The sequence below is a fragment of the Sporosarcina sp. P17b genome, from assembly GCF_002743115.1.
Classification (GTDB): domain Bacteria; phylum Bacillota; class Bacilli; order Bacillales_A; family Planococcaceae; genus Sporosarcina; species Sporosarcina ureae_C.
Genome location: NZ_PDYP01000012.1, coordinates 32,897 through 58,667, shown reverse-complemented (window position 1 = coordinate 58,667; position 25,771 = coordinate 32,897). Strand labels below are relative to the sequence as shown.

The 25,771-nt window shown below is 41.7% G+C and carries 22 protein-coding genes; 7 read left to right on the top strand and 15 right to left on the bottom strand.

Going from position 1 to position 25,771, the window contains the following annotated elements; translation table 11 throughout:
- The first annotated feature begins 88 nt into the window (after positions 1-88).
- A complete protein-coding gene (locus tag CSV76_RS12985) occupies positions 89-862 on the top strand; it encodes an SDR family NAD(P)-dependent oxidoreductase (protein ID WP_099625852.1) in 774 nt (257 codons plus the stop codon).
- A gap of 106 nt (positions 863-968) precedes the next feature.
- Here CSV76_RS12985 and CSV76_RS12980 read toward each other — a convergent pair whose 3' ends face one another.
- The 3 genes from CSV76_RS12980 to CSV76_RS12970 all read right to left on the bottom strand — a co-directional run bounded on the left by CSV76_RS12980 (position 969) and on the right by CSV76_RS12970 (position 3,218).
- Complete coding sequence (locus tag CSV76_RS12980) at positions 969-1,631, bottom strand: hypothetical protein (protein ID WP_099625851.1); 663 nt, start codon at positions 1,629-1,631, stop codon at positions 969-971.
- A gap of 228 nt (positions 1,632-1,859) precedes the next feature.
- Positions 1,860-2,783 (bottom strand): S66 peptidase family protein, encoded by a 924-nt coding sequence (locus tag CSV76_RS12975; RefSeq protein ID WP_099625850.1) that lies wholly within the window; start codon positions 2,781-2,783, stop codon positions 1,860-1,862.
- Positions 2,784-2,954: 171 nt separating this feature from the next.
- Positions 2,955-3,218: a hypothetical protein gene (locus tag CSV76_RS12970; RefSeq protein ID WP_085426886.1), complete on the bottom strand. Its 264-nt coding sequence runs from the start codon at positions 3,216-3,218 to the stop codon at positions 2,955-2,957.
- Positions 3,219-3,527: 309 nt separating this feature from the next.
- Between CSV76_RS12970 and CSV76_RS12965 the strand changes: the two genes are divergently transcribed.
- From CSV76_RS12965 to CSV76_RS12950, 4 genes are all read left to right on the top strand, one after another.
- On the top strand, positions 3,528-4,598 hold the full coding sequence (locus CSV76_RS12965) for a TDT family transporter (RefSeq protein WP_158232807.1): 1,071 nt from the start codon (positions 3,528-3,530) through the stop codon (positions 4,596-4,598).
- Positions 4,599-4,833: 235 nt separating this feature from the next.
- Positions 4,834-5,970 (top strand): betaine/proline/choline family ABC transporter ATP-binding protein, encoded by a 1,137-nt coding sequence (locus tag CSV76_RS12960; protein WP_085426888.1) that lies wholly within the window; start codon positions 4,834-4,836, stop codon positions 5,968-5,970.
- A complete protein-coding gene (locus CSV76_RS12955; protein ID WP_085426889.1) occupies positions 5,963-6,616 on the top strand; it encodes an ABC transporter permease in 654 nt (217 codons plus the stop codon). The genes CSV76_RS12960 and CSV76_RS12955 overlap by 8 nt, the downstream gene beginning before the upstream one ends.
- Position 6,617: 1 nt before the next feature.
- Positions 6,618-7,508 (top strand): glycine betaine ABC transporter substrate-binding protein, encoded by an 891-nt coding sequence (locus CSV76_RS12950; protein WP_099625848.1) that lies wholly within the window; start codon positions 6,618-6,620, stop codon positions 7,506-7,508.
- Positions 7,509-7,653: 145 nt separating this feature from the next.
- On the opposite strand, the gene CSV76_RS12945 is transcribed toward CSV76_RS12950, so the two are convergent.
- On the bottom strand, positions 7,654-8,907 hold the full coding sequence (locus CSV76_RS12945; protein ID WP_099625847.1) for an erythromycin esterase family protein: 1,254 nt from the start codon (positions 8,905-8,907) through the stop codon (positions 7,654-7,656).
- Positions 8,908-9,097: 190 nt separating this feature from the next.
- A complete protein-coding gene (locus tag CSV76_RS12940; protein WP_233204484.1) occupies positions 9,098-9,373 on the bottom strand; it encodes a hypothetical protein in 276 nt (91 codons plus the stop codon).
- Positions 9,374-9,543: 170 nt separating this feature from the next.
- Between CSV76_RS12940 and CSV76_RS12935 the strand changes: the two genes are divergently transcribed.
- Positions 9,544-10,515 (top strand): polysaccharide deacetylase family protein, encoded by a 972-nt coding sequence (locus CSV76_RS12935; protein WP_099625845.1) that lies wholly within the window; start codon positions 9,544-9,546, stop codon positions 10,513-10,515.
- A 178-nt stretch (positions 10,516-10,693) separates the two neighbouring features.
- On the opposite strand, the gene CSV76_RS12930 is transcribed toward CSV76_RS12935, so the two are convergent.
- The 7 genes from CSV76_RS12930 to CSV76_RS12900 form a co-directional block, all read right to left on the bottom strand.
- Positions 10,694-11,740, bottom strand: a complete 1,047-nt coding sequence (locus CSV76_RS12930; protein WP_099625844.1) for a YkvI family membrane protein — start codon at positions 11,738-11,740, stop codon at positions 10,694-10,696.
- Between the two features lie 102 nt (positions 11,741-11,842).
- The gene (gene menC / locus CSV76_RS12925; protein WP_099625843.1) at positions 11,843-12,952 is read right to left on the bottom strand and encodes an o-succinylbenzoate synthase; all 1,110 of its coding nucleotides are present in this window, start codon (positions 12,950-12,952) and stop codon (positions 11,843-11,845) included.
- On the bottom strand, positions 12,933-13,790 hold the full coding sequence (locus CSV76_RS12920; protein WP_099625842.1) for a GNAT family N-acetyltransferase: 858 nt from the start codon (positions 13,788-13,790) through the stop codon (positions 12,933-12,935). The genes menC and CSV76_RS12920 overlap by 20 nt, the downstream gene beginning before the upstream one ends.
- A gap of 4 nt (positions 13,791-13,794) precedes the next feature.
- On the bottom strand, positions 13,795-14,931 hold the full coding sequence (locus tag CSV76_RS12915) for a M20 peptidase aminoacylase family protein (protein WP_099625841.1): 1,137 nt from the start codon (positions 14,929-14,931) through the stop codon (positions 13,795-13,797).
- Between the two features lie 2 nt (positions 14,932-14,933).
- Positions 14,934-15,788, bottom strand: coding sequence for a MurR/RpiR family transcriptional regulator (locus CSV76_RS12910; RefSeq protein WP_099625840.1), 855 nt, complete (start codon positions 15,786-15,788; stop codon positions 14,934-14,936).
- A 339-nt stretch (positions 15,789-16,127) separates the two neighbouring features.
- Positions 16,128-17,912, bottom strand: a complete 1,785-nt coding sequence (locus CSV76_RS12905; protein WP_099625839.1) for a choline/carnitine O-acyltransferase — start codon at positions 17,910-17,912, stop codon at positions 16,128-16,130.
- Between the two features lie 258 nt (positions 17,913-18,170).
- Positions 18,171-18,422, bottom strand: a complete 252-nt coding sequence (locus tag CSV76_RS12900) for a hypothetical protein (RefSeq protein ID WP_099625838.1) — start codon at positions 18,420-18,422, stop codon at positions 18,171-18,173.
- A gap of 283 nt (positions 18,423-18,705) precedes the next feature.
- Here CSV76_RS12900 and CSV76_RS12895 point away from each other — a divergent pair, with 283 nt between their 5' ends.
- Positions 18,706-19,938, top strand: a complete 1,233-nt coding sequence (locus tag CSV76_RS12895) for a Fic family protein (protein WP_099625837.1) — start codon at positions 18,706-18,708, stop codon at positions 19,936-19,938.
- Positions 19,939-20,058: 120 nt separating this feature from the next.
- Here the strand turns inward: CSV76_RS12895 and CSV76_RS12890 are convergent, their stop codons facing one another.
- The 3 genes from CSV76_RS12890 to CSV76_RS12880 form a co-directional block, all read right to left on the bottom strand.
- Entirely contained in the window at positions 20,059-22,113 is a 2,055-nt protein-coding gene (locus CSV76_RS12890; RefSeq protein ID WP_099625836.1) for a transglycosylase domain-containing protein, read from the bottom strand.
- Between the two features lie 221 nt (positions 22,114-22,334).
- The gene (locus CSV76_RS12885; RefSeq protein WP_099625835.1) at positions 22,335-24,119 is read right to left on the bottom strand and encodes a choline/carnitine O-acyltransferase; all 1,785 of its coding nucleotides are present in this window, start codon (positions 24,117-24,119) and stop codon (positions 22,335-22,337) included.
- 216 nt (positions 24,120-24,335) lie between these two features.
- Complete coding sequence (locus CSV76_RS12880; protein WP_099625834.1) at positions 24,336-25,745, bottom strand: YfcC family protein; 1,410 nt, start codon at positions 25,743-25,745, stop codon at positions 24,336-24,338.
- Positions 25,746-25,771 lie beyond the last annotated feature (26 nt).

The following is a 25,771-nucleotide window of genomic DNA, read 5'->3' as shown; positions in this document are numbered from 1 at the left end:
TGTTAAACTAGACGGTTGATTTAACATAAATGTGGGCGTATATTGAGCCTGTAGATAGTAATTACATGTATATAAAGGAGTGTTTAGTATGGCAGGAATGATGGTAGGAAAAGCAGGATTGGTTACAGGATCAGGTTCGGGTATCGGTAGAGCATCTGCACTTGCATTAGCAAAAGCAGGCGCAAAAGTTATGGTCTCTGATGTAAGTGAAGAGGCTGGACAAGAAACGGTACAAATGATCAAAGACCTTGGTGGCGAAGCAGCCTTCATAGCATGTGATGTAAGTAATGAAGAGCAAGTCATCGCACTAGTAGATAAAACAGTTGAAACGTTCGACCAGTTAGACTTCGCACTGAATAATGCAGGCATTAACAAAGGTCAAAAACCGATCGGTGAATTGGATTCAAAAGACTGGGATCTTACGCTTAAAGTCAATCTGTACGGCACATTCTACTGCATTAAGCATGAAGTAAACGCTATGCTAAAAACAGGTGGCGGTGCAATTGTCAACACGGCATCCGGTGCAGGTCTTGAAGGTTCACCAAACATGACACCCTACACTGCATCCAAACACGCCATTGCCGGCTTAACTAAATCCGTTGCGTTGGAATACGGTCAACAAGGCATCACGATCAACTCGATCGCTCCAGGTGCTACAATTACCCCTGCTATCGAAGGCTGGGCCAAAACATCTCCCGAGCAATACGAAGCAGTACTTGCATCACTTCCAGCTGGAAGAATGTCCACTGCAGAAGATCAAGCAAACGCGGTAGTCTTCCTATGCTCAGACCTCGCCAGATCAATCAGCGGCGTCACACTTGCGGTAGATGGCGGGTATACTGCCGGTAAAATGCAGTCGTAATGAATGGAAACGTTAAAAATCAAAAAAAATGGATCAGGCATAGTGCCTAATCCATTTTTTTCTGATATCTTACAAGCCAAAGTATTTCAAACAGCTCTATACATGATTAATTCAAGATGTTGTGTACATAACTCCAAGAAGTTAAATCAGTCAACTCATCCATTTGCAATTCAACGTTTCCGCCTAAATAAACGGTATCTCCTTCGATCGCTAATACCATCGTCTGTAGAATGGGTTTACTGCTGTTGCATTGATAGATGTCTCCGATTTTAGGTATATACGTTTCCGGTGTGTGGACTTCCTTCTTGAGTAGTTTTTGTTCATTTATATAATCAGCGTCTGGGTTTTCGAGATCAATAATGTTCGCGCCTTCTTCAAGCCCTGGGATCATCGTCCAATATTCGTTATGCTTGATCCCGTTTGACTGGTTGCTGATTACGCCATTCGATTCAATTGACGAGACGATCTCCATCGCATGAAGATGATAATGGTCAAATGAATCCGGCTGTGGGTTAATAATTAAAATATAGTCCCCCACTTTTGCTTTCTCATCTTTATGCAAAGTGTATCGTTTATGATTCACAATAAAACTATCCATATGCTGTGGTCTATACAATGTAATTTCCTTAGCCGTCGCCAACTGCTGTTCATAATCTTCGAGACGAATAAGGTGAACCGACTGCTTAAAGAAAGCTTTCACAGAATAGACTTGATGCAGTTTTTTTTGATAGTAAACAAACTGGCCTTTTCTAACATTTAATAAATTCAATAGATGTCACACCTTGTTAAGTATTTTCTGCTGGCTATTGTCCTTTTATATCATCTAATCACCACAAAGCATTTCATTGGAATTAGAGAACATCGCGCAGAATCTATACTTATCATAACAATAATTGAAATTTTAAGAAAGTTAGCCGGTCTGGGCGTAACTGTGAAATATTTCAGCATCTGCAACGTGCGGTAATGTGTTGCGAATTTTTACTGGATCCATTTCCTCTTACAACTTCACGATCGGTTCCATCACCTTCAATGTTCGATTCACGGTATCCATATTTACATTAGCGCCAATAGGTACGGCCGCTTTGTAATGGCTATGTGCGGTGGCTAGGTTGGTCAGTAAAGGTTTACCAAGTGGCACTAAAAATTCATTGATCAAATCTACATAGCTTTTTCCGTATGCCGTTTCACAGTTCGTACATTGTCCCATAATAATTCCTACACAATCCTCAAATTTCCCTGCCAACTTCAAATGGCTTAAGTATCGGTACACCGTATTGATCGGTTCATGCGTCTCTTCTAATAAAATAATTCTGCCTTCCGTATTGATTTCATAGGACGTACCTAACGTGCCTATAAATGACGTGAGATTCCCACCGACAATCGGCCCTGTAACATTTCCTGGCACTACTCCGATCAGCGGAACTTCAGGTGGATTGACAATGGGCCAGGGCGCCGTGATAGTCGATGTTGCGGCAAAGAATTGATTGAAATTATATGCTGGAGTTCGCGAATTGAAGTCTAACAACAATAAACTTTGTAAACCGATAAGATCGCCATATTCAAACAATGCATTCAATAATATCGTAATGTCACTATATCCCGAAACAATTTTAGGGTTTTGTTTTATTACGTTAAAATCAAGGAACGGTAAAATACTCGCCACGCCGACGCCACCTCGCGTAGGTAAAATCCATTTCACTGCCGGATTTGTAAACATCTTCATTAAATCTGAAGCCCTTTGCTGAGGAGTCGCGGCAAGAAAGCCGTCAGCTGAATACACATGTTCACCCACCACGACTTTATAGCCCATACTTTGCAACATTCGAATCCCTTCCGTAATACGATTTGCTGCGAGCGGACTTCCAAGCGTTACAATCCCTACCGTGTCACCTCTTTTTAATTGCTGCGGTTTCGTAGCCATCAATCAGTAACCCCTCTCCCCTAGTAAGTAGCACAAACCTATTCTATTGTAGTAGCATATGTTCGCGGATCTTTTTTGGGACGCGAAAACTCCGCCAGTTTGTATTAAACTAGCGGAGTCTATTTGTTAGAATATATGAATGAATAGCTTTGCAACCAAGTAATATTGAAATTACTTACCTGCGATATCTAGACACCAAGTGAAATTTTCCCATGCTGAATACCAGCCAGTGAATTGCTCGTGCGAATCATCCCAACGAACTTCAAACTTCTTTTGACCGTCTACCTCTATCAAATACAGCATCAACGTAGCGTCTTCCTTAGCCGTCGCTAACTTCATCCCATTTTGAAGTTCATCTTCAGTCAATTGCACATCTGAAACGGATCGCAACTGGGCTTGCTCAAATACCTGTTTGTTACTAATTCTATAATTCATAAAGACCCTCCACTAAAACTTTTATTATTACTAATCATACATACCTCTTGCGTACTGTAAAGAAGCACAGAAGTATATTTTATACGTATTAACCGATGAAATCAAAGGGGAAGTTTAATAACTGAATGGAATAGCGCAACGATATCAAAAAAACACTATATATTTGGCTGTAATTTCCTCCACATTGAAGAATCTAGTAATTAGAATTCCCTTCTGTTCTATACTGTATAGTACTCACCGTTACTGGCGACAATTAATTATGATATGATTTATGCAATAAAAAGAAAGTCAAAATAGAGGGATACAATGATGTTTATATTTTTATTTTTTACGGTTCTTATTCTGGCGATCACCGTTAGACGCCTTGGACATAAGCCAGTGATTTCCACAGTTGCTGGCGCTCCGCTTATGTCGATGGGCATAGCACTGAAAAGCGTCGGATTCGTATATTTTCCGCACGTAAACAGCACCGTATTTTACGTACTTATTGCGGGCGCTTTTTGGATACTGATTCATTACGTATTCGATGTATTTCAGAAAGATTTTTATTTGCTTCATGTACAAGACCCGATATCGAGTTTTTCAATCGGCACTTGGATTGCCTCTGTTTCGATCATACTTATTTTACTGTCCGATCAAAACATCTCCAGTTCAATGAACATTCTCTTTTACATTAATCTCACATTTTGGTTTATTTATATTGGACTCGTTATAAGAAATTATAGTCTCATTTTCACCAATCTAAAAAAGTATATAGATCAAATTCATGGCGGATTGCTGCTGACGTGCGTGTCCACACAATCCATTGTGATTTCTGGCTACCATGTTTTCACTGGTGAGAATTGGACAGTTCCCGCTACTACTCTGCTCATTATTGGTTCACTGTTTTACATACTAAACTTTTTGCTGATCGTGTTTCGTTATGTAAATGCTTCGACTAACGACTTAACAGTCAACTGGATTAATACGAATTGCATTTTACACGGCGCTATATCCATTACAGGCGTGGCTTTGACATTCTCCCATCCTTCAGCCTTCTCCCTCCTATACATCGTTTGGATTCTTTCATTCGTTTTCTTCTTGGTCATTGAACTAATTGAGATTCTGTGGGCTTTTCAACGTATTCGGAAACTCGGCTGGCATCATGGCATCTTTGTCTATTCACCGACGCAATGGGCTCGGGTTTTCACATTCGGCATGTTCCTTTTCTTTACGGAACGAATTCCTACGGGCCAGCATGAATGGATCGATGTGTTAGCACAGTTGCTGCAACTCTTCTTGCCGGTTGTGATTGTTCTTTTAATTATCGCGGAAGTTGCGTTGATGAGCATGCAGATTTATCGTCAACTACGGTCAGAAAGAAACGGAGCGATTGATTGAATGACTGTAAACAATACCAGATCCGTACACGACTCTAGTTCAATTTCGAACGATTTTCGGGTGGTGTTTCGGACTGGTATTCAATCTGTTCTTGTATTAACTTAACTAATATGTTAAGGTATTAATTCAGACGACTTTCTTAATTTATTAAGGAGCCACGTCTATTTTTTTAATTCCTTATTTCAAAACCGAATAGTTATAAGGATTTCCCTTTAATAACACACAGGAGGTACTTATGCTAAAGTTTGAAAATGTTACAAAAGTGTACGATGGTGGATTTCAAGCTGTGAAATCTGTCAACTTCGAGATTGCTGAAGGTGAATTACTAGTTCTCATAGGACCCAGTGGTTCAGGTAAGTCTACTACGATGAAAATGATTAATCGGATTATTCCACACACAAGTGGGAAAATTTCTATCAACGGCAAAGATATCAAATCTTACAATGCCGCTGATCTCCGCAGAAATATCGGTTATGTCATTCAGCAAATCGGTCTTTTCCCTCATTATACAATCGAAAAAAACATTTCTATTGTACCGCAACTTAAAAACTGGGATGAAAAAGAAATTAAAGCACGTGTACTCGAACTACTTGAATTAGTCGGACTGGATCCGGAAATCTATGCTACACGGTATCCAAAAGAATTATCAGGTGGACAGCAACAACGTGTCGGAATTGCGAGAGCGCTTGCAGCGAATCCAGATGTGATTTTAATGGATGAACCGTTCAGTGCGCTGGACCCCATTACACGGGAGCAATTGCAAGAAGAATTACTGAAGTTACATAAAAAGTTAAAGAAGACTATTGTCTTTGTTACACATGACATGGACGAAGCGCTAAAGATGGGCGATCGTATTGCCATTATGAAAGACGGCAATTTACTTCAGCTAGACACGCCAGAGAAATTACTACATGAACCCGCTCACGGCTTTGTAGAAGAATTTATGGGTAAGCATCGTATTATCCAAAATCCTGAACTGATGCCGGTTACGGAAATCATGGCAGAAAAGGTCGTCACTACACGTTCTACTACTTCTCCAGAACGAGCCATTTCTCTAATACGTCAACGTAAAATTACGGATCTTCTCGTTGTAGATGATCATAAGAAATTACTTGGCATCGTCTCCGCTTACGATTTAATTAAAAATTTGGATAGCATCAAAACCATTGATGACGTAATGAAACCCGCAGTACCTTTTTTATTGGATACAGCAACGGCGAAAGATGCCATTATTATGATGGACACTTCCCCGTTCGGCATGATTCCAATTGTCAATGAACAGCATATATTGGTAGGTCTTGTAAACCGCGGCTCCTTGCTCTCTGCGATGTCTAGTCAATGGACAGATAAGGGGGCAGATTTAGATGAATGATTTAAATATATGGCAACAACTTGTGGAACAAACCAAACTACGATGGCCGGAAGTGCTCGAAGCAACTTCCATCCATATTCAACTCGTATTCTTCTCAATGATCCTCGCTGTAGTCATTGCGGTAACGCTCGGTATTCTTATTACACGTGTACCTAAACTAAAAACTGGGGTACTTGGTGCGGCAGGCATTATGCAAACCATACCTAGTTTAGCTGTGCTTGGCTTTATGATTCCCATTTTCGGAATTGGCGTTAAAACAGCTATTGCTGCGTTATTCCTTTACTCTTTACTGCCTATTATGCGAAACACCTATACAGGCATTAAAGACGTTGATCCCGCCACAATCGAAGCGGCGAGAGGTATGGGTATGACCAACATGCAAATTTTGTTTAAAGTAGAATTACCGCTTGCCATTCCTATTATTATGGCCGGAATTCGAACAGCTGCGGTTATTAACGTCGGTAACGCGACACTTGCAGCATTCATCGGAGCAGGTGGACTTGGTGACTTCATTTTCCTCGGTATTACACGTGGAATTGACGGATTGATTTTACTTGGGGCCATTCCAGCAGCGATCCTTGCGATTGCCCTTGAAACGTTCTTCAGCGCCGTTGAACGTTGGACGACGCCGAAAGGATTGAGATGACTTGAAAAACAAACTGACACTGTTGCTTGTCACGACCTTACTGGCTAGCCTACTTTCAGGCTGTATTTTCAATGAAAAAGATTCACTTAGACTCGGTTCTCGAAATAATACGGAAAGTATTATTTTATCTAATATCATGGGACAATTAATTGAAGATCGCTTAGGTGTAGATATTATTTACAAAGAAAACTTAGGCGGCTCATCCGTCGTCTGGAACGCGATGACTAATGACCACATCGACGTCATCCCTGACTACACGGGAACTATTGTCGTGACGTATTATCAAGAAGAGCCTGGAACAGCTGAAGAAACACTAGCTTCGACCAAACGACTCGTCGCCGGTGACAACATTACCGCACTCGGTACGTTCGGATTCAATAACACGTATACACTAGCACTTGATGAAGAGAAAGCGGAAGAGCTAGGCCTTGTGACATTTAGTGATTTCGCTAAGGTATCCAAGGACTTCACTCTCGGCGCCGTATTTGAATTTATTGATCGACCAGACGGATTACCTGGTTTCGAAAAAGAATATGACATCGAATTTAAAGACGTCAAAGGGATGGATCACGGTATGATGTATCGTGCGATTGGCGCAAATGAAGTAGATGTCATCAACTCCTACACGACAGATGGACAGCTAGCGATTGCGAATCTACGCGTGCTAGAAGACGACAAAGCGTACTTCCCGCCCTACCATGCACTGCCGTTAGTACGGGACGAAACACTTAAAGAATACCCAGAACTCGAAGAAATACTCGGTCTTCTCGAAGGTCAAATCGATGAAGAAACGATGCAAGTGATGAATGGAAAAGTCGATAATGATGGAATTATGGTCGAACTCGTCGCCAAGGAATACTTGGTGGAGAGTGGGTTAATTGAAGAGAAATAAATAGAAACAGCGCACCCTCTTTTGTAGATGAGGGTGCGCTGTTTTTTTCGCATTATATAAGTATCTGTGCATGAAAGTCTTATGATTATTATAATATTTATGTTTGTCCTTCATACAGGGACCGTTTTTTCTATGAGCAGTATTATCAGCTTAACGGCCTCAACGCAGTCGTGCGGTCGATATATAGGAAGGCGTCGTAGCGTTCGCTGATGCGGGAGGGGACGAAATTGCCGTGGGCTTCAAACTCGGGATTGTAGACCACGCCAATTGCGCGGTGACCGATCCATTCATCAAACTGGCACCGGTTCTCCTCATCGAACAACAGCATTTTGTCATGTGCGCCCGCTGCGTGCAGTTGGCCTTCCCATGTATTAAACCGTGCAGGCGGTACGACCATTTCTTCCGGTGTCTCTCCCCAACTGCTTCCTGCAATGACCGTTCCTTCATATGTGCCGAAACCAATCGCGTACGTATTTCCCCTACCATACTGCTCCCGGATCAGCTGACCGACGTTTGTCAGTCCATGATCTGACATCGAAGTCGCCGATGCGTCACCGATATGGGTGTTATGTTCCCACACAATAATTTTGGCGTCTTTGCCGTAATAATTGTGTACTTCCTTAATTGCCTCTGCCATATGGGTGTCGCGAATATTCCATGACAGCGCATCATCCTGAAGCATCGCCCGGTAATAGGCTTCCGCATTTTTCGCAACCAAAGCGTTCATTGTCAAGTTCAAGTCTTGCTCATTCGCGCGGGGATAATGCTCTTCATTGGTTCGGATGGATTCCAGCAGGCTCGTAACCTCCGTTATGCATTCATCCGTGAAGTGGGCAGTAGACAAGGCATAGTGTTCGGGCATCCGATTATACGGTTCAAAACAGGAGAACGCTTTCTTTGCAAGTTCCAAATCGGCACCGTAGGATGAATGGCTTTCCAGGAAGTTCATGACTTCATCGATGGAATCGTATAAACTGTACAGGTCGATGCCGTACATGCCGACTGTAGAATCTGAACCACGTTGCCTGTTTTCATTGGCCAGCCACGTGACAAATGCTTCAATTTCTTCATTCGCCCACATCCATGCCGGCCACCTGCTGAATGAACGCGACAGCAACTCGTTAAGGGGTGGTTGATCATTGTAGCCTTTGACATAGCTGTTTATTAACTGTACGGATGGCCAGTCGCCTTCCACAGCAATGGCAGCGAAACCCTTTTCCTCTATGAGTCGTTTGGAAAACTCGGCGCGCAGTCGATAAAATTCAGAAGTTCCATGTGTCGCCTCACCGATCATCACAATCTGTGCATCCCCCACATCTCTCAAAAGTCGGTCAAATGCAGTAGGGTCATCCAGCGGTATCGCCTGCTTTTTAATAGAGGTTACTAATTTTCTGGACATGAAAAAACCTCCTTCATGATAGTGACCGCCACACTATCTCACTCCTCAAATCCGATGGGAGTTTTTTTCGGATTGCAGTACCAATATAAATTCAGCGACGTGTACATCTAACAACCTGTCACTACTATCAAGCAAGAAATGTACTGATCACGATTTATAAAGTAATGAGATAACTAAGATCCATGATGGATTACTCGCCTTTTTTCATTCGAGCATCATTCAATTGCTGTTTGATTAAATCCAACTGACTCTTATGTTGCTGAATGGTATCTAACTCATTGTCATATTGCTCCACATTCACAAACGCATTTTCCGCGCGCTCAATTGCAGTAAACGCATGCTCGATAGCCATCTCTTCTGGATGAGACATCGCTTGTTTCACTGCACGTTCTGCCTTCTCTACCGAATTCCCAAAGAATGTGCCTGGGTGTTGTTTTTTCCAACTCTGGCCAAATTCCTTTCCCAAATCCTTCGCCTCCCACATGTAAAATCCATGATAATTATACGCTTAGTATTGCAATTTATAGCGGAAGTATACGCAAGAGGATTTGAATTGTGCGCGCACTTTGCACCTAAAATCAAGCATATTTATTTAGGTACAGGAAACACTACGGACTAGAGATGAGGTGATATAAACTGAAACGTTTCTGGCTTATTTCTTTCATTGCTTGTATAGGAATACTTTACCTAGTTCTTTTCACCAATCATTGGGGAGCAGATACGGATCTAGTAAGCACGGCCTCCGCATCTAAAAATAGCAAAGACAGACTGACGACAGAATTGGAATCATTCAGCAAGGCGCATCATATCCCCGCGGTTGATGCAAAGGTCGACAGAGTCTGGAAAGCCATCCCCGGCTACAATGGACTGGAAGTGGATCTGAAAGCCAGTTACAAGAAAATGAAAAAGACTGGTACATTGGATCAATCAAAAATCGTGTACAAAGAAACTTCCCCCACTGTTCATTTGAAAGATCTTGGCCCCCACCCCATTTTCAAAGGAAATCCCGATAAACCGATGGTGGCTTTTTTAATTAATGTTGCCTGGGGTAATGAATACATTCCTGAAATTTTGGATGCACTCAAGAAGCATAAAATAAAAGCTACCTTCTTCTTCGACGGCAGCTGGGTAAGTAAAAATCCTGATTTAGCTAAATTGATTCATAGTGAAGGACATGAAATTGGAAACCATGCATACAGCCATCCCGATTTACAGCAGAAATCAAAAGCTGAAACAATGGAAGAGTTAAAAAAGACCAATGAGATCATCATAAAAACACTTGGAATTACATCGCCCAAGTGGTTCGGTCCGCCAAGCGGCAGTTTTAATCAGCAAACGGTTGAAACTGCAAGCCAGCTAGGAATGCATACGGTTTTATGGACCGTGGATACAGTCGACTGGAAAAAGCCGGCGACGAATGAAATGGTGAACAGGATCGTATCGCAAGTGGAGAACGGCTCGATGGTTTTAATGCATCCGACTCAACCTGTAGCTGAAGGAATGGAAGATATGATTACACAAATCACAGAGAAAGGTTTTCGTCTGGGGACTGTCAGTGAACTGATGAGTGAAAAACGTGTGAACGGAACAGCATGGGGTGATGAATGAGGTGCTTGCGCAAAACAAAAAACTCCCCTGTCAGAGTGCTTTAAATATGTAAAACCGGAGATGGACACCACGGTCCTGTCTCCGGTTTTTTCAGTTGCTGTAAGTAAAGTACCAGGTCCTCATACAACTCCAGAACAATTCAGAATTGTTCCCGAATTGTGTGGGGACCTGGTACCGTCTACACTCTCTTCTTCCTAAACCACGCAAAAACAATAGCACCAATCAACACAAATCCAAGATAACCCATTACCGGATAAACAGTGCCCACGAGAGTTACGAAACCGATGAAGCTTGCGGCATATGCAACTAAACCAAATAGGATGATGCTCCCTTTAAAGCGTGCTGTGTCAGGTTGGATAAAGCGTACGGTGAATGCGTACAACATGCCTACTGCAGTATTATAAATCATTCCCAATAAAATAATGGACATGAGTGCACCAACTACTGGGCTTATATTATTCGCCAAGAACAGCATCGGCATCGGTACCGCGGCGATTTCTTTCAACTGTGTCAACATCGATATATTGATGAGAAGAAGGAGAAGACCCAGCCCCAGACCTCCGATGATTCCACCCCACGCAGCAACTTTTTCGTCCTTGACTGTTCCTCCCATGACCGTGAGCATCGCAACACCAGCTGCTATATTATAAGAAACATACAACAGTCCACCTAATAGCCAGTGAGGTGCCCCTTGGTTTTTACCGGTAACTGCCGCTTGAATTTCAGCGGCCGAGAAATCATAGTTGATAACTGAATACACCGTGATCACCATTACGAGCAAAAGTAAAAACGGTGTGAATGCCCCAATGAGCGTGATGACTCTTTGAACACTTAACGTCACGGTCGCGATGGTTAAAATAGCCATTATAATACTTCCAATATATCCCGGAATATGTAATTGCTGTTCGAATATTGCACCGGCACCTGAAAACATGACGACGGTGACGCCGAATAGGAAAAATGTGATAACGAAATCCACAACAATACCTACATAACGTCCACAAATATGATAAATGACATTCTGATGGGATGTGGTTTGCAAACGGCTACCTAATTGAGTTAAATTCATGCCGATGAATGCAAATAATATGGCTGCGACAAGAGTTCCAACTATACCTATTGTGCCAAAACTAGTGAAAAACTGCAGTATTTCTTGTCCAGATGCAAATCCCGCCCCGACGATCACACCGATGAAAGCTGCACCGATTTGAAAACTCTTTTTCATCCCTCTTCCTCGCCTTCCAGTATATGTTTCTAAGTTTTATGTAAACTGATTTTTCAGATTTCAGAAAGCCTAGTGGGCGAACATTCTCGCCCACTTGACTCATTATGCTTTATAATTCATTTCTTTCACCGTAAATTTATTCATTGCTTCAAGATTCGGTTCATATCCAATGCCATATGAAGTGGGTACCGTAATATACCCATTTTCCACAACGACTTCTGGCGTGATGATATCTTCCTCCCAATAGCGGGATGATCCTGCTGTGTCACCTGGCAGAATGAAATTAGGCAGTGTCGTAAGCGCTACGTTATGTGCGCGTCCAATTCCTGACTCCAGCATGCCTCCACACCAAACGGGAATACCATGTTCCATACAGTAATCATGGATTTTCTTCGCTTCAGTCAATCCCCCGACACGACCAATTTTAATGTTGATGATTTTACAGCTCCCAAGCTCCAACGCTTTTCGTGTATCTTCAAGAGAGTGGATACTTTCATCCAAACAAATCGGTGTTTGGATTTCTTTTTGCAAAGTGGCATGGTCGATGATATCGTCCGAAGCAAGCGGTTGCTCGATCATCGTTAAATTAAATTCATCCAACTGTTTAAGCAGTTCCACATCTTCCAGTGTATAGGCCGAGTTGGCATCTGCCATGAGCGGTACGTCAGGGAAGTTTTTGCGAAGTTCACGTATCACGTCCACATCATATCCCGGTTTGATCTTCACTTTGATACGTTTATAGCCTTCCTCCACAAAATCGCGGACTGTCTCTACTAATTTAGCTGTATCTTCATGAATCCCAATACTAATACCGACTTCTATTTTCTCAGCTTCTCCACCCAACGCCTGTGCTAATGTCATGTTGTTACGCTTTGCATAAAGATCCCAAATCGCTCCCTCGACAGTGGATTTCGCCATATTATTTTTACGGATTGCGTTGAAAAGTGAACTTACTTCATCTGGGTGATGGATTTCCTTCCCAATCACTAAAGGGATTAAAAAGTCCTCCAACATATGTAGATTGGTTTCGATGGTTTCTTCACTGTACCAAGGTGAATGGAAAGCGACGGACTCCCCCCATCCCGTGTTTCCGTGCTCATCTATGACTTCAAGCAATAGAAAATCTTTCTCTTGAAACGTACCAAAGCTTGTAGTGAAAGGGGTTTTCATCATCATTTTCATTTTCCGGATATTAATCTCTTGTATAATCATTCGAATTCTCCTCCTGTTTTATATGTAGTGGAATCATGGTTCTTTTTATGAATTGATAGTAATGAACGTCCGTGTCGGATTTCTTCAATCCTACTAGCGCATAACCTGCGCCGAATAGTGATTGAAAGACAGCTCGAATCTTCATTCGCCAATCCAGTGCAAGTTCAGGCTCATCCTTTTTAATGAATTGAATATTGTTCGGTATCGGTACTTCAATGCCCTCGCTACTTGAAGGGATTTCCTCTAGATGTACTTCCATCATCGGGTTGCCTTTTTCAGATTGTCCGACTGCAAACGGTCGGTCGTAGTTGGGCAGTTTGGGTGTCCACGCGTCTTCCACCCGTTCACTAGAAATCCACCACTCGACCTGAAGCCGATCTGATGGTAATCCTTTATTCAAACCATCTTCCATTTCGCCATAGCAATTTTCCAGATAAGTAGTGCTGATACCGTACAGCTTCGTCAAGTTTAAATAGCCATTACGGCTTTCCAACGGATCAAATGTCCATGTCAATAAGTCATAGCCGATTTCTTTGGCGAGTTTACGTTGCTCATCCTTTAGCATCTTACCAATCCCTAATAATTGATAATTCGGATGGACGCCAAGCATATGCGAACATAAATACGTTTTTCCATTTGCAAATCCCGGAAAGCTATATGAAAATCCGACCAACTCCTGTTGATCGAAAGCACCAATTACTAACCCACCATTTTTCGAAGCCGTATAGGTTTGATGTGTTGGAACCGTATTCTCTCCCCAAATTTGTTTTTCAAGTCCTTGAACCATTCGCATGTCTTCGTTCGATTCTAATTTGCGAATCGATAAATTAGTCTTCATAAACTCACGTCCTTTGTTCTAGCTGCTCAAATGTGCGGTTCACTGCTCGGGCGAGTATTTCGATTCCCGTCAGTATACTGTCATGATTGAACGTCATATTCGGATGATGAAGTCCCGGCGATAGATCACACCCAAGTCCAAGCATCGTCGCTTTGATGGCCGGTCGTTTCAGTGTGTAATAATGAAAATCTTCTCCACCCGGCGTGACGATAGGAGGCACGAGAGACTGCTCTCCCACTGTTTCCTTAATTGCTCGTGCCATTATGTCAACTGCGGTTTCATCCACCTGTGCAGCGGCTATTTCTGATTTGATTTCAAAATCGATCTGCACTTCAAACATCTCAGCAACAGTAGAAATCTTTTGCTCCACTTGACTCATTAGCTTCTCCATGACCTCATTTGTTTGGGCTCGAATGTCTAAGCTGAACACCGCGTTACCGGGAATAATGTTTGCTGATTCCCCACCCGCTTGGAACATCGTCATTTTTGCGGAATGCGGAACCATTGGATCGACGTGAATAGCATGGATTGCCTGAACGAGTTGCGCCATTACTTCAATCGCATTTTGACCAAGATGTGGCCTCGCACCATGTGTATCCGTTCCTGTAATCGATCCCGTTACCATTTTTGCAGAACCATGCAAAATAGCAGGCGTCGAATAGCCATCCCCGAGTTCTTGAATAGGACGAAGATGCACACCATACAAATAATCTACATCGTCCACAACGCCTTTTTCCACAAATGATAATGCACCGGTTCCTTTTTCCTCGGCAGGTTGGAAAATCACTTTTAAGCGACCCACTTTTGGAATCCCAAGTCTCTTCAGAACGAGTAACGTCCCAACCGCCATCGTCATATGTGCGTCATGTCCACATGAATGATTGGCTTGATACACCCCGTTGACTTCTTGCCATAATGCATCAATGTCTGAACGAAGCGCAACGCAATGCTTGCCAGTACCAAGCGTCACAACCAGCCCAGTCGAATCCTCAAATGTCGTCACGTGGAACCCTTCATTCTCTAATAACTGCTGCAAATACTTCGTCGTCTCTACTTCCTGCCAACTGATTTCGGGATGTTCATGCAGATGAGTAAACACCTCTTCAATCAATGGTTTCACTTCTTTCAACGCGGCTTCCATCTTCAATCTACTCCTTCCACGAATAAAAAATCACTCGCTATGGATTGATAGGAATTTTGTCTTTTCTCAAAACTGTCTTTTTCCTTCACCGATAAACCAGCCACAATCGCATTCATGAATGAAAATAAAGAAGCTGTTGCGTCAAGTGTCGACTTATTCGGTGAATAAATTGGAAATAACAAATGACTATATGTATGGATCGGAGCTAGTGTCGAATCTGTAATCCCTATAATGAATGCATCCTGTTCATGTGCCAATCGTGCAATTTGAATCGTTTCTTTTAAATAACGATGAAACGAGATGACAATCACTACGGAGTTGCCATTCATTTGACTCAATGTTTGAATGACATCTTCCGTTTCGGGCCGCAACAATCGCACGTTACTTCTCACTAAACCGATTGTATAGGAAAGCCAATTAGCCGCGGTATAAGACGATCGAAGGCCAAGCACATAGACCGTTTCGGCGTTAGCAAGGCGTTCAATTGCCTCTTCGTAATCGGCCTCCTCGATCTGTTTCATCGTCTCCATAATGGCTACACGATCCTTCTCCATGACTTGCTCGAAGAAATGCGGTTTTTGTTCGAGCACAAGCTTGGATTGCTGATAGGTCGTCAAGCTGCTTTGTTGAAACAACAAATTCTCTCGAATATCCTTTTGTAATTCTGCATAACCGGAAAACCCCAAACTATGACTGAAGCGGATAACCGTTGTTTCACTGACATCAAACTTTGCCCCGATTTCTTGCGCTGAAGACATCGCAACGATTTTTGGGTGATCGATCACATACTGACCTACTTTCTTTTGGCTTTTCGATAAAGTATTGTAGCGTTCTTGAATAAGCTCTTTAAGTTTCAATCACTTTCCCTCCTTTTGAAGCCAAGACATCTTTAATATAGCAAATGAAGTTTAGACTTCATTATTGGTCATTTACTAACTTACCATATGCATTGACAGAATACAATGTATAATCTGAATCATAGAAGGCAGCAATAAGACAATCCGCACCATTATAAATAGCCCCCTACGAATGCGTAGAGGGCTTGTTGTAGAACGTATTCATTATCGTTCGGAACTAACAGAAACGTGATTTACAGTTTCCCACCAACTGACGCCATACCTCTTAATAGGTTTGCGCTTTCGTTGAATACTTCTAGATTAGGCTCTGACATCTGTTAACAAGTTGCCTTGAAGTATTTAAAAACTACGATTCGCAATCTGTCTTAATTCTAAAAATGCATCTACCAAATGATTGGTTAACTTCTGCGCATGCTCTGCTTCATCAGCATGGGAGGAGATATTAATAGAAATCGTTTGATCTAATAAAATATAAGCGAGTCCAAAACCGCCTTCAACGACTGGGCCGAATATCCGATACTTTACATTGTCATAAGCCATACCACTTGTCGAAATAAAATCATGACGCATCGCCAAATAGCCAGGCTCGCTAAAGAGTGCAGGTGGATCCGTCATACCGATTTCTGCCCCGTGCAACTTATACATTTGCTCCAGGCCGTACATATGCCTTTCAACACCGAATCCTTTACGACACGTGATAATTCGATCTGTATGAGCCGCGCTCGCCTTTTGCATTAAGGCATACAACACTTCATTACTCTCTTCACCGCTTTCTAGCGCTTTCACCAAGTTCAGCTTCTCCATACTGGTCGCTCTCGCGCATTCTGTTCTTCCCTGATAAAATGCACGGACTGAAACGGGTTCATACACACTTCTACATACGCCAAACGTTCTGTACTGTGCAATTTGTAAGGCCATATGAAAAAAAGCGTCCGGACTCATATTCATTTTTTTGATTTCATCTGAACCAAAGCCGTTGAACGTTCTATTTTTAATAAAAAATTCTTTTTTGACTCTCGCATGATTTTTTTCGAATCTCCTTAACGACTTCTCAATCTTAGCAGACAATTCCCATTGTTGTTTTTCCATTAAAGTTGGTTCAGTCGTATAGATTGTTTCAGGCTCTTCACTTTCTAGACCTTCATTTACATAGCTAATGACAGCAAATATCGTCGTGTCATCAACCGAAGAATGCTCGATGCTATAACCCAATTCACCTTTTTTAGTGAGGATGACTTGGATGGTTTTATCAAAGTATTTGTTCGTTCCATTTAACATTAAGTTCTCAATCGCTTCTTCGGAACTATTACTTTCTTCATCCATAGAAATGACAATTAGCGAATCCGCTATCGTTTGTAGAGTATCCGCATTCACTTTAGATACGGTGAGTTGATCATAGATCTTCGCGGCTTCGTCTCTTTTCGCAGTGGTAAAAATCCCTACGTTGGCGCCTTCACTTTGCTCTTCTTGAAAAGCTCTTTCAATAGCAGTTGCGATTTCACTGCTTTGATACATTTCACCTTCACTATTGGTTACGTTCACTTTATACACATTTCTTTTATATAAAATCATGATATGGTTATTTCTCTTCTCGAATGCCGCTAGTCTAAATTCATCCCTTTCTACTCTCGGAATGCGAACGGACTTAAAAAACTTCTTATACTGACTCATATCTTGGGGCACACCATTTTGTATGACGGGTGCTACTTCGCCATCAATTATTAAATGATATAATTCCGCGATTAAACGGCTGACCCTTCCGGCAAGTTCCGCGCGCGTATATCGATTTTCATGCTTTTTATTATCTAATAAAATATTGAAATGCATGCCCGTTGGCAAAGGGTCGCGGTATTTTAAATACATGTCATCCCATAAAGGCTTTAGCCAACTACCTTCAATTTTGGCATCCCATTCGCATAATTTTTTTTGAAGTTTTTCTGCGTCTCCATCCACTTTAAAGAAATGGTTAACAACCTCCGTAGTTTCTTTAAGTTGTTCATCGTTTACAAGAGGTTCAACCCATTCAAGAAGTTTCTCCCTTGTACTCGTTAATGGTGGTATTGGTAAAGATGGTAATTTATTTTGGTAAGCAAATGTCTTTTTTATAGTAATTAGTCCCTTCATGATTCATTTCTAAGCGATTATCGTTTTTCACGCTAAAAAGAAGATCGGAATTCCAATCTTCTTTTCGAGCCATTTATTTGTTAGTGTTTTCGCATTCAATAAAATCGTTAGACCGAAATTACATTTCAATCGCGATATGTATGGATAATAAGTATAAACAGTTGGTTTAGCAACATCAAACAGTATACCATTTTTATGTTCACGGGGAAACCTCGAACAAAGCTTGAACATTCGGGCCTGAAGCCATATGCTCTCGGACTATAAACCCGCTTGGATCGGTACAAGTTCAATTCCCAATTTCTTGTAGCGATCGTCGATGAATTCCGAACACATATACTCTTCATCATCTTTTTGTCTTCCTATGCCTAAACCAATGCGTGCAATAATTCTACCTCTCTCTTCTCTGTTATCATTTCGATTGAGTATATCAATTGCCTTTGAACACATTGCCTTAATTTCTGCTTTGTTAAAGTCTGGACGATCAACAATTTCATGTGGGCGGATATACATTTGTCCCTTGTATTTCTCTTTGCTATTTTCATAATTGGATAAAGTTTCGTTTTATTTTCAAGAAATAAAAAAACGATAATTCAACTGATTTCCACAGGTATCTATCGTATGGTTAATGAGTCTTCACCAGGATACTTCCATCATTCAGTTACAAATTTTATATGCACCTCGCACCTTCTTTAAAATAATTCATCAAATTTATTAATTTCTTGTTTTATTACGGCTATCCATGTATACTAATTTAAAAATTGGTGAATATTTAAAATAAGGGTAAGGTGATTCGATGGATTATGAAAATCTCACGAAATTATTTTATAAGTTAGATGAAGTACAATTCGAAAAGGAATATGCTAAACGAATCAATAGCTACGGCAGTATGCATACACTCTTACAGATTCAGTCCTTTCGGAAAGGAAGACTTGATAAGGAACAATTTGAACTTTTCTATGTTATGACACCTGAGCTTATTAACTTAAGTAACAAAGTGTTGCTTAACAGCGGAACCATTCAGTCGTTAATCGGCAAATTACCACAGTTCGCAGCAGAGCCGTATTTCCGCCGTTTAATCATCAATGATGCGCAGAGTAATAATGAAATCGAGGGAGTGCGCAGTACGAAACAGGAACTGAGCGGTGTGTTGAAGCGATTGGATGAGCCTGACCCGAAAAAGAAGCGCTTCACTGGCATGATGAAAACTTATCTGCATATTGAAGACATCGGTCCCTTTCACAGTTTGGATGACTTCAGGAAACTATATGACGAATTAGTCGCAGATGAAATTGCCGGTCAGCATGCCCCCGACGGTCGATTATTCCGGAAAGAAGGAGTCGAGGTGACAGACGGCGCAAGAGTAACACACATCGGACTGCAGACAGAAGACCAAATTGAAAAGGCGCTGTATCAGCTCATACAGTTTTTACAGGACAGTACCCATCCCGAACTCTTCCGTTATTTAATTGCACACTACGTTTATGAGTACATTCATCCGTTCTATGATGGAAATGGGCGTACGGGTAGACTGTTGGTCGGCAGTTACCTAGCAAAGTATCTGGAGCGTTATTCCGCAGTGACGTTCTCATACACTATTAACAAAGATAAAATAAAATACTACAAGGCACTGGAGCAAGTGCCTTCTCCTATGAATCGGGGAGAGTTGACGTTTTATTTGAAAGATATGCTGGAGTTGCTGATTGCAGGTCAGGAAAACGTAATAGAAGATTTGATAATCAATGAAGTAAAATTATCGAGAATACATGACTTTTTATTCAGTGATAAGTGGCAGTCAAATCCCGATAAACGTTCGATTCTTCTGCACCTACTCGTACTGACAGTATTCAACGCGATTGAAGATATTCAGGTGACACAACTAATGGAAGTATCTGATCTCTCACGTTATAAAGTGAATCAGATCATGGATATGTTGGTAGAGGAAGGCATTGCTGAATTGCATCAGTTGCGGCCCAAGTCCTACCGAGTAAATTCCGAGTTTCTGCATGAGACGCTAAAAATAGAGTAGCTAGCACATAGAATCTTATGGTACCTGCTCTGTCGGTAGTAAGATCAAAAATGGTACCAGGTCCCCACACAAATCTAGTTCAATTCAGAATTGTTTCCAAATTGTGTGGGGACCTGGCACCTACTCAACCCCAAACCAGTCCCGTCCCCACTTTTTGATCTCCTTCCAAAACTCTTTTCTATTCTGGTCCTTCTCTTTTTTCTTCTCTTCCTTTTCTCTTTCTTCCTTTGTCATGTTCTTCTGCTTTTCCAACTCTTTTATTTCTTCATCTATTAACGACAAATCAAATTTCTTCACAGTCAATTCGCTGGATGATTTTGAAACAACCTGCGCAAAAATGGGCGGTGCGGTAACGCTACTGGTGGAGGTTAAATAATGGTCGGCATCTGTTTGATCATATCCGAGCCAGACCGCACCGGCAATATCAGGTGTATAGCCGACGAACCAATGATCTTTTGAACCATCCACTCCTTCAATCGGGAGCTGGGTAGTGCCCGTCTTTCCCGCCACGTCCACACCGGAAACTTGTGCTTTTTTGGCAGTGCCTTCATTTACAGCCCCTTGCAGCATATAGGTCATTTGCTGGGCAACTTCTGCATCTGTCACTTGTACAGACTCACCCTGCCACTTCCCAAGCACTTTTCCTTCCGAATCTTTAATTTCGGTGATCGCATGCGCTTCCTCCATCACACCATCATTCGCAAACGCAGAAAACGCTTGAGCCATCCGCAAAGGAGAAGTACCTTTGTCCAGTCCTCCAAGCGCTAATCCAAGCGCACGGTCATTTTTTTCTAATGAAATCCCAAACTGCTCAACCGCCTGCACGCCATTTTTGATGCCGATCTCATCCAACAACCAAACAGGAGGGATATTATACGATTGCGCGAGTGCATCGTACATCGTCACTTCCCCTCTATATTTCTGATCAAAGTTTTTCGGAGAGTATCCATCCATATCAATCGGTTCATCCACAAGCAAATCTGACATATGGTACCCTTGCTCAAGTGCCGGAGTATAGACGGCAAGCGGCTTCAACGCAGATCCAGGCTGCCGTATGAGGTCAGTCGCATTATTGAAGCGTCCCTGCGTATATTCTCCTCTTCCACCGACTAACGCTAGGATTCCACCTGTTTTAGGGTTCAAGAAAACAGAGGCACTCTGCAAAAGTTGATCTGGCGTGCTCTTAGGAAAATATCTATCATCCGCATATACTTCTTCTAGCGCATTTTGGACCGTCGGATTGATTTCTGTCGTAATATGCAACCCGCCGGACAGCACTTCATTTCTCGTCAAATCGTACATAGTGACCGCTTCGTCCACTACACGGTCGATATAATACGGATAGTTCACTTTATAATCTGGAACTGTCGATTCAGCCAATGCCAGTTTCTGCCCGACCGCTTCATCGTATTCTTGCTGACTGCTATACTGTTCACTCAGCATCAACGACAACACGAGATTGCGCCGTTTCACCGACTTTTCTATATCTTTCGTAGGCGCTAAATGCGACGGTGCTTTAATGATGCCCGCAATTGTCGCAGATTCACTTAACGTCAATTCGCTAACATCCTTACCGAAATAGGTCTGCGCTGCTCGTTGAACGCCCCATGCCCCGTCACCGAAATAGATTTGATTCAGGTAACGTTCCATGATTTCCTCTTTCGAATACACGCGTTCAATCTTCTTTGCGAGGATCAGTTCTTTGAATTTACGCGAATACGTACGCTCTTGCGTCAAAAATACATTTTTCGCAAGCTGCTGCGTAATCGTACTCCCCCCTGCCACGATTTTACCTTTGAACGCGTTCTCGACTAAGGCGCGTCCCATCCTGAAATAATTAATGCCGTGATGTTTGTAGAATCGTTGATCTTCCACAGATACGACGGCTTCAATCAACGTATTCGGAATCTGGTCGATCGATACACCTTCAATATTCGAATTCGAAACCTTACTGATCACTTCACCGTCCGGATCGTAAATCACTGTCGATCTGGGCGCAGGTTCTTCGAGTTTACTTACGTCACTGAATGTGATGAAGATATTCAGTACGAGTAGTACGCTAAGAACGGCAAGCAGTGCACTGATCAATACGAAACGGATGATCTTGTTCTTCAGGCTTCTTTTCTTTTTAGGTGCTTTTTTATGTTGTAATGCCTTATACTCGGATCTTTTCATATAGGTTTCACCTGCTTTATGCTGCGAATTTTTATTGGTTCAGTACAGCATAAGTATTGACGATGCCGGTGTTTGAAGGTTGCGGACTTTGTCTGTTGGGGGATTTTGGTACGGATGTATGTAAAAAAGATACTACTCAGAAGTTAGGATTCTGGGTAATATCTTACTAAAAGTACCTGTGCATGAAACTTTCATGATGGTTTCGCGCACAGGTACCTTATTTAAAGAATACGGTCCACAATCTGTCGTAATTCTAAAAATGCATCTTCCAAATGATTTGTTAACTCTTGCGCATGATGTGCTTCATCCGCACTGGAGGAGATATTAATAGAAATCGATTGATCCAATAAAATATAAGCGAGTCCAAAACCACCTTCAACGACTGGTCCGAATATCCGATACTTTACATTGTCATACGCCATACCACTTGTCGAAATAAAATCATGACGCATTGTCAAATAACCAGTGTCGCTAAAGAGTGCAGGTCTATCCGTCATACCGAGGTCTTCCCCGTGCAACTTATACATTTGCTCTAGGCCGTACATATGCCTTTCAACACCGAATCCTTTACGGCACCTGATGATTCGATCTGTATGGGCCGCGCTCGCCTTTTGCATCAAGTCATACAACACTTCATGACTCTCTTCACCATTTTCTAGCGCTTTCACCAAGTCAATCTTTTCCATACTGGTCGCTCTTGCACATTCTGTTCTTCCCTCATAAAATGCACGAACTGAAACGGGTTCATAAACGCTTCTAAATACGCCAAACGTTCTGTACTGTGCAATTTGTAAAGCCATATGGAAAAAAGCATCCGGACTAATATTCATGGTTTTGATTTCATCTGAACCAAAGCTGTTGAAGATTGTCGTTTTAATAGAGAACTCTTTTTTGATTCTTGCATTCTCTTTTTCAAATTTCATTAACGACTTCTCCATCTCCGCAGATAATTCCCATTGTTGTTTTTCCATTAGAGTAGGTTCAGTCGTATATATTTTTTCAGGCTCATCACTTTCCAGGCCTTCATTAACATAGCTAATGACAGCAAATATCGTCGTACCATCAACCGAAGAGTGCTCGATGCTATAACCCAATTCACCTTTATTCGTGAGGATCACTTGGATGGTTTTATCAAAGTATTTATTCGTTCCATTTAACATTAAATTCTCAATCGCTTCTTCGGAACTACTACTTTCTTCATCCATAGATAGGACAATGAGCGAATCCGCTATCGCTTGTAGATGATTCGCATTCACTTTAGATACAGTGAGTTGATCATATATCTTCGCAGCTTCGTCTCTTTTCGCAGTTGTAAAAATCCCTACGTTGGCGCCTTCACTTTGCTCTTCTTGAAAAGTTCGCTCAATAGCATGTGCGATTTCACTGCTTTGATACATTTCACCTTCACTATTTGTTACGTTCACTTTATACACATTTCTCTTATATAAAATAATGACATGGTTATTTCTTTTCTCAAATGCCGCTAGTCTAAATTCATCTCTTTCTACTCTCGGTATGCGAATGGACTTGAAAAACTTCTTATATTGACTCATATCTTGGGGCACACCATTTTTTACGACGGGCGCTACTTCGCCATCAATGATTAAATGATATAATTCCGTGACTAAACGGCTTACCCTTCCCGCAAGTTCCGCACGCGTATATCGATTTTCATGGTTTTTATTATCCAATAAAATATTGAAATGCATGCCCGTTGGCAAAGGATCACGGAATTTCAAATACATATCATCCCATAAAGGCTTTAGCCAACTCCCTTTAATTTCAGCATCCAATTCGCATAATTTTTTTTGAAGTCTTTCTGCGTCTCCATCTAATTTGAAGAAATCGTTCACAACCTCAGTAGTTTCTGCAAGTTGTTTATCGTTTAAAAATGGTTCAACCCATTCAAGAAGTCGCTCTCTTGTACTCGTCAATGGCGGTATTGGTAAAGATGGTAATTCATTTTTGTAAGCAAATGTCTTGTTTATAATAATTATCTCCTTCATGATTCATTTCTAAGCGATTATCATTTTTAACGTTAAAAAGAAGATCGGGTGTCCAATCTTCTTTTCGAGCAATTTATTTAGTATAACATGAAAAAGAATCGCATAATAAAGGTACCTGCGCATGAAAATTTCATGAATGGTTAACATTCACGCTTATTTCTCACACAGGTACCTTATTTGTAATTTTGAAGAATGAAGACTAGACTAGCCCACCCTTTAAGAATAGTTAATAAATTGAGCAATGAATAAGAATGCAATAGCCAGCCCATACCAGATTAAGAGAAGAGGCCAAATGAATTTCACCCATTTGCTCCACTGGATTCCCACAATTGCTAAAGCTGCCATAAAGTATCCTGACGTTGGATAGAAAATGTTCGAGAATCCATCTCCAAATAAGAATGCAAGTACAGCCGTTTGCCTAGATACACCTGACAAGTCTGCAAGTCCAGACATAATGGGCATGGTCACCATCGCTTGTCCGCTTCCCGATGGAATCAGGAAATTCAGTAAACCTTGGACGACTAGCATGATCGTAGCCGTCACACTACTTGGCATCGCTGCTACGAGATTCCCAGCTGCATACGTAATAGTATCCATAATATTTCCGTCATTTAGCACAACGGCGACTCCACGTGCAACGCCAACGACTAAAGCCCCTAAAAGGATATTTTTAAATCCTTCAATAAAGGACTCCGAAATTTGAGATACTCCGAGACCTCCGACAAGACCCACAACAATTCCGGTCATAATATATAAACCAGATAGTTCCCGGAAATACCAGCCGTGTTCGAACAAGCCCCAAAGTAAAACACCAAACGCAATCAACACCACAACAGATGCAAGTTTTTGCCTAGTGGTTGCTTTTTGCTGATCCGTGTCCAGCATTGCTTCATTCTGCGTTAAATCAGACGCATCATATGTAATACTTAACTCGGGATGACTCCGCACCTTTTTAGCGTATCGAACGACGAACACTATTCCAACTAAGAGTATAGTAGCAAGAATAATAATTCGGTAACCCATTCCAGAGTATAACGGAAGTTGAGATACCGTCTGGGAAACACCTAAGTTTGCAGGAGATGTGAGTGCAACAGTAAATCCAGAGATTGTGGCCACAAGCACTGTTCCTGCTGCTGTCACTTTATCAAAGCCGAGTTTAAGCATGAGGGGTAAAATAGCAGGCAAGTAAATTAAAGATAATTCAACTTGACCCGTAAACGTAGTAATAATAGCAAAAGGGATCATCAATATCGGGATCACCCATAGTCCCCTATTTGAAAACATATTTGCTAATTTCCCAACACCGATACTAATAATTCCAGTTCGTTCAATGACTGCGAACATACCGCCAATCATCAAAACACCAAAAATAATTTCTGCTGTCTCAATCAAGCCCGTTGGAACCGCAAACATAAAATCAAATAGTCCAACCGGTGTACTTTCAACCAATTTAAACGTATTGGGATCAATAACCTCCCTACCGTCTTCCATCGTCACACGTTCGTACTCACCTGCAGGCACGATATAACTGGCTAGAGAAGCCAAGATTATAATCATAAACAGGATAACGAAAATATGTGGCATTGAAAATTTCTTCTTTTCCCTTTTCACTTCACTTTCTTTCATTAAAACGTACCCCCTCTTTCACCATT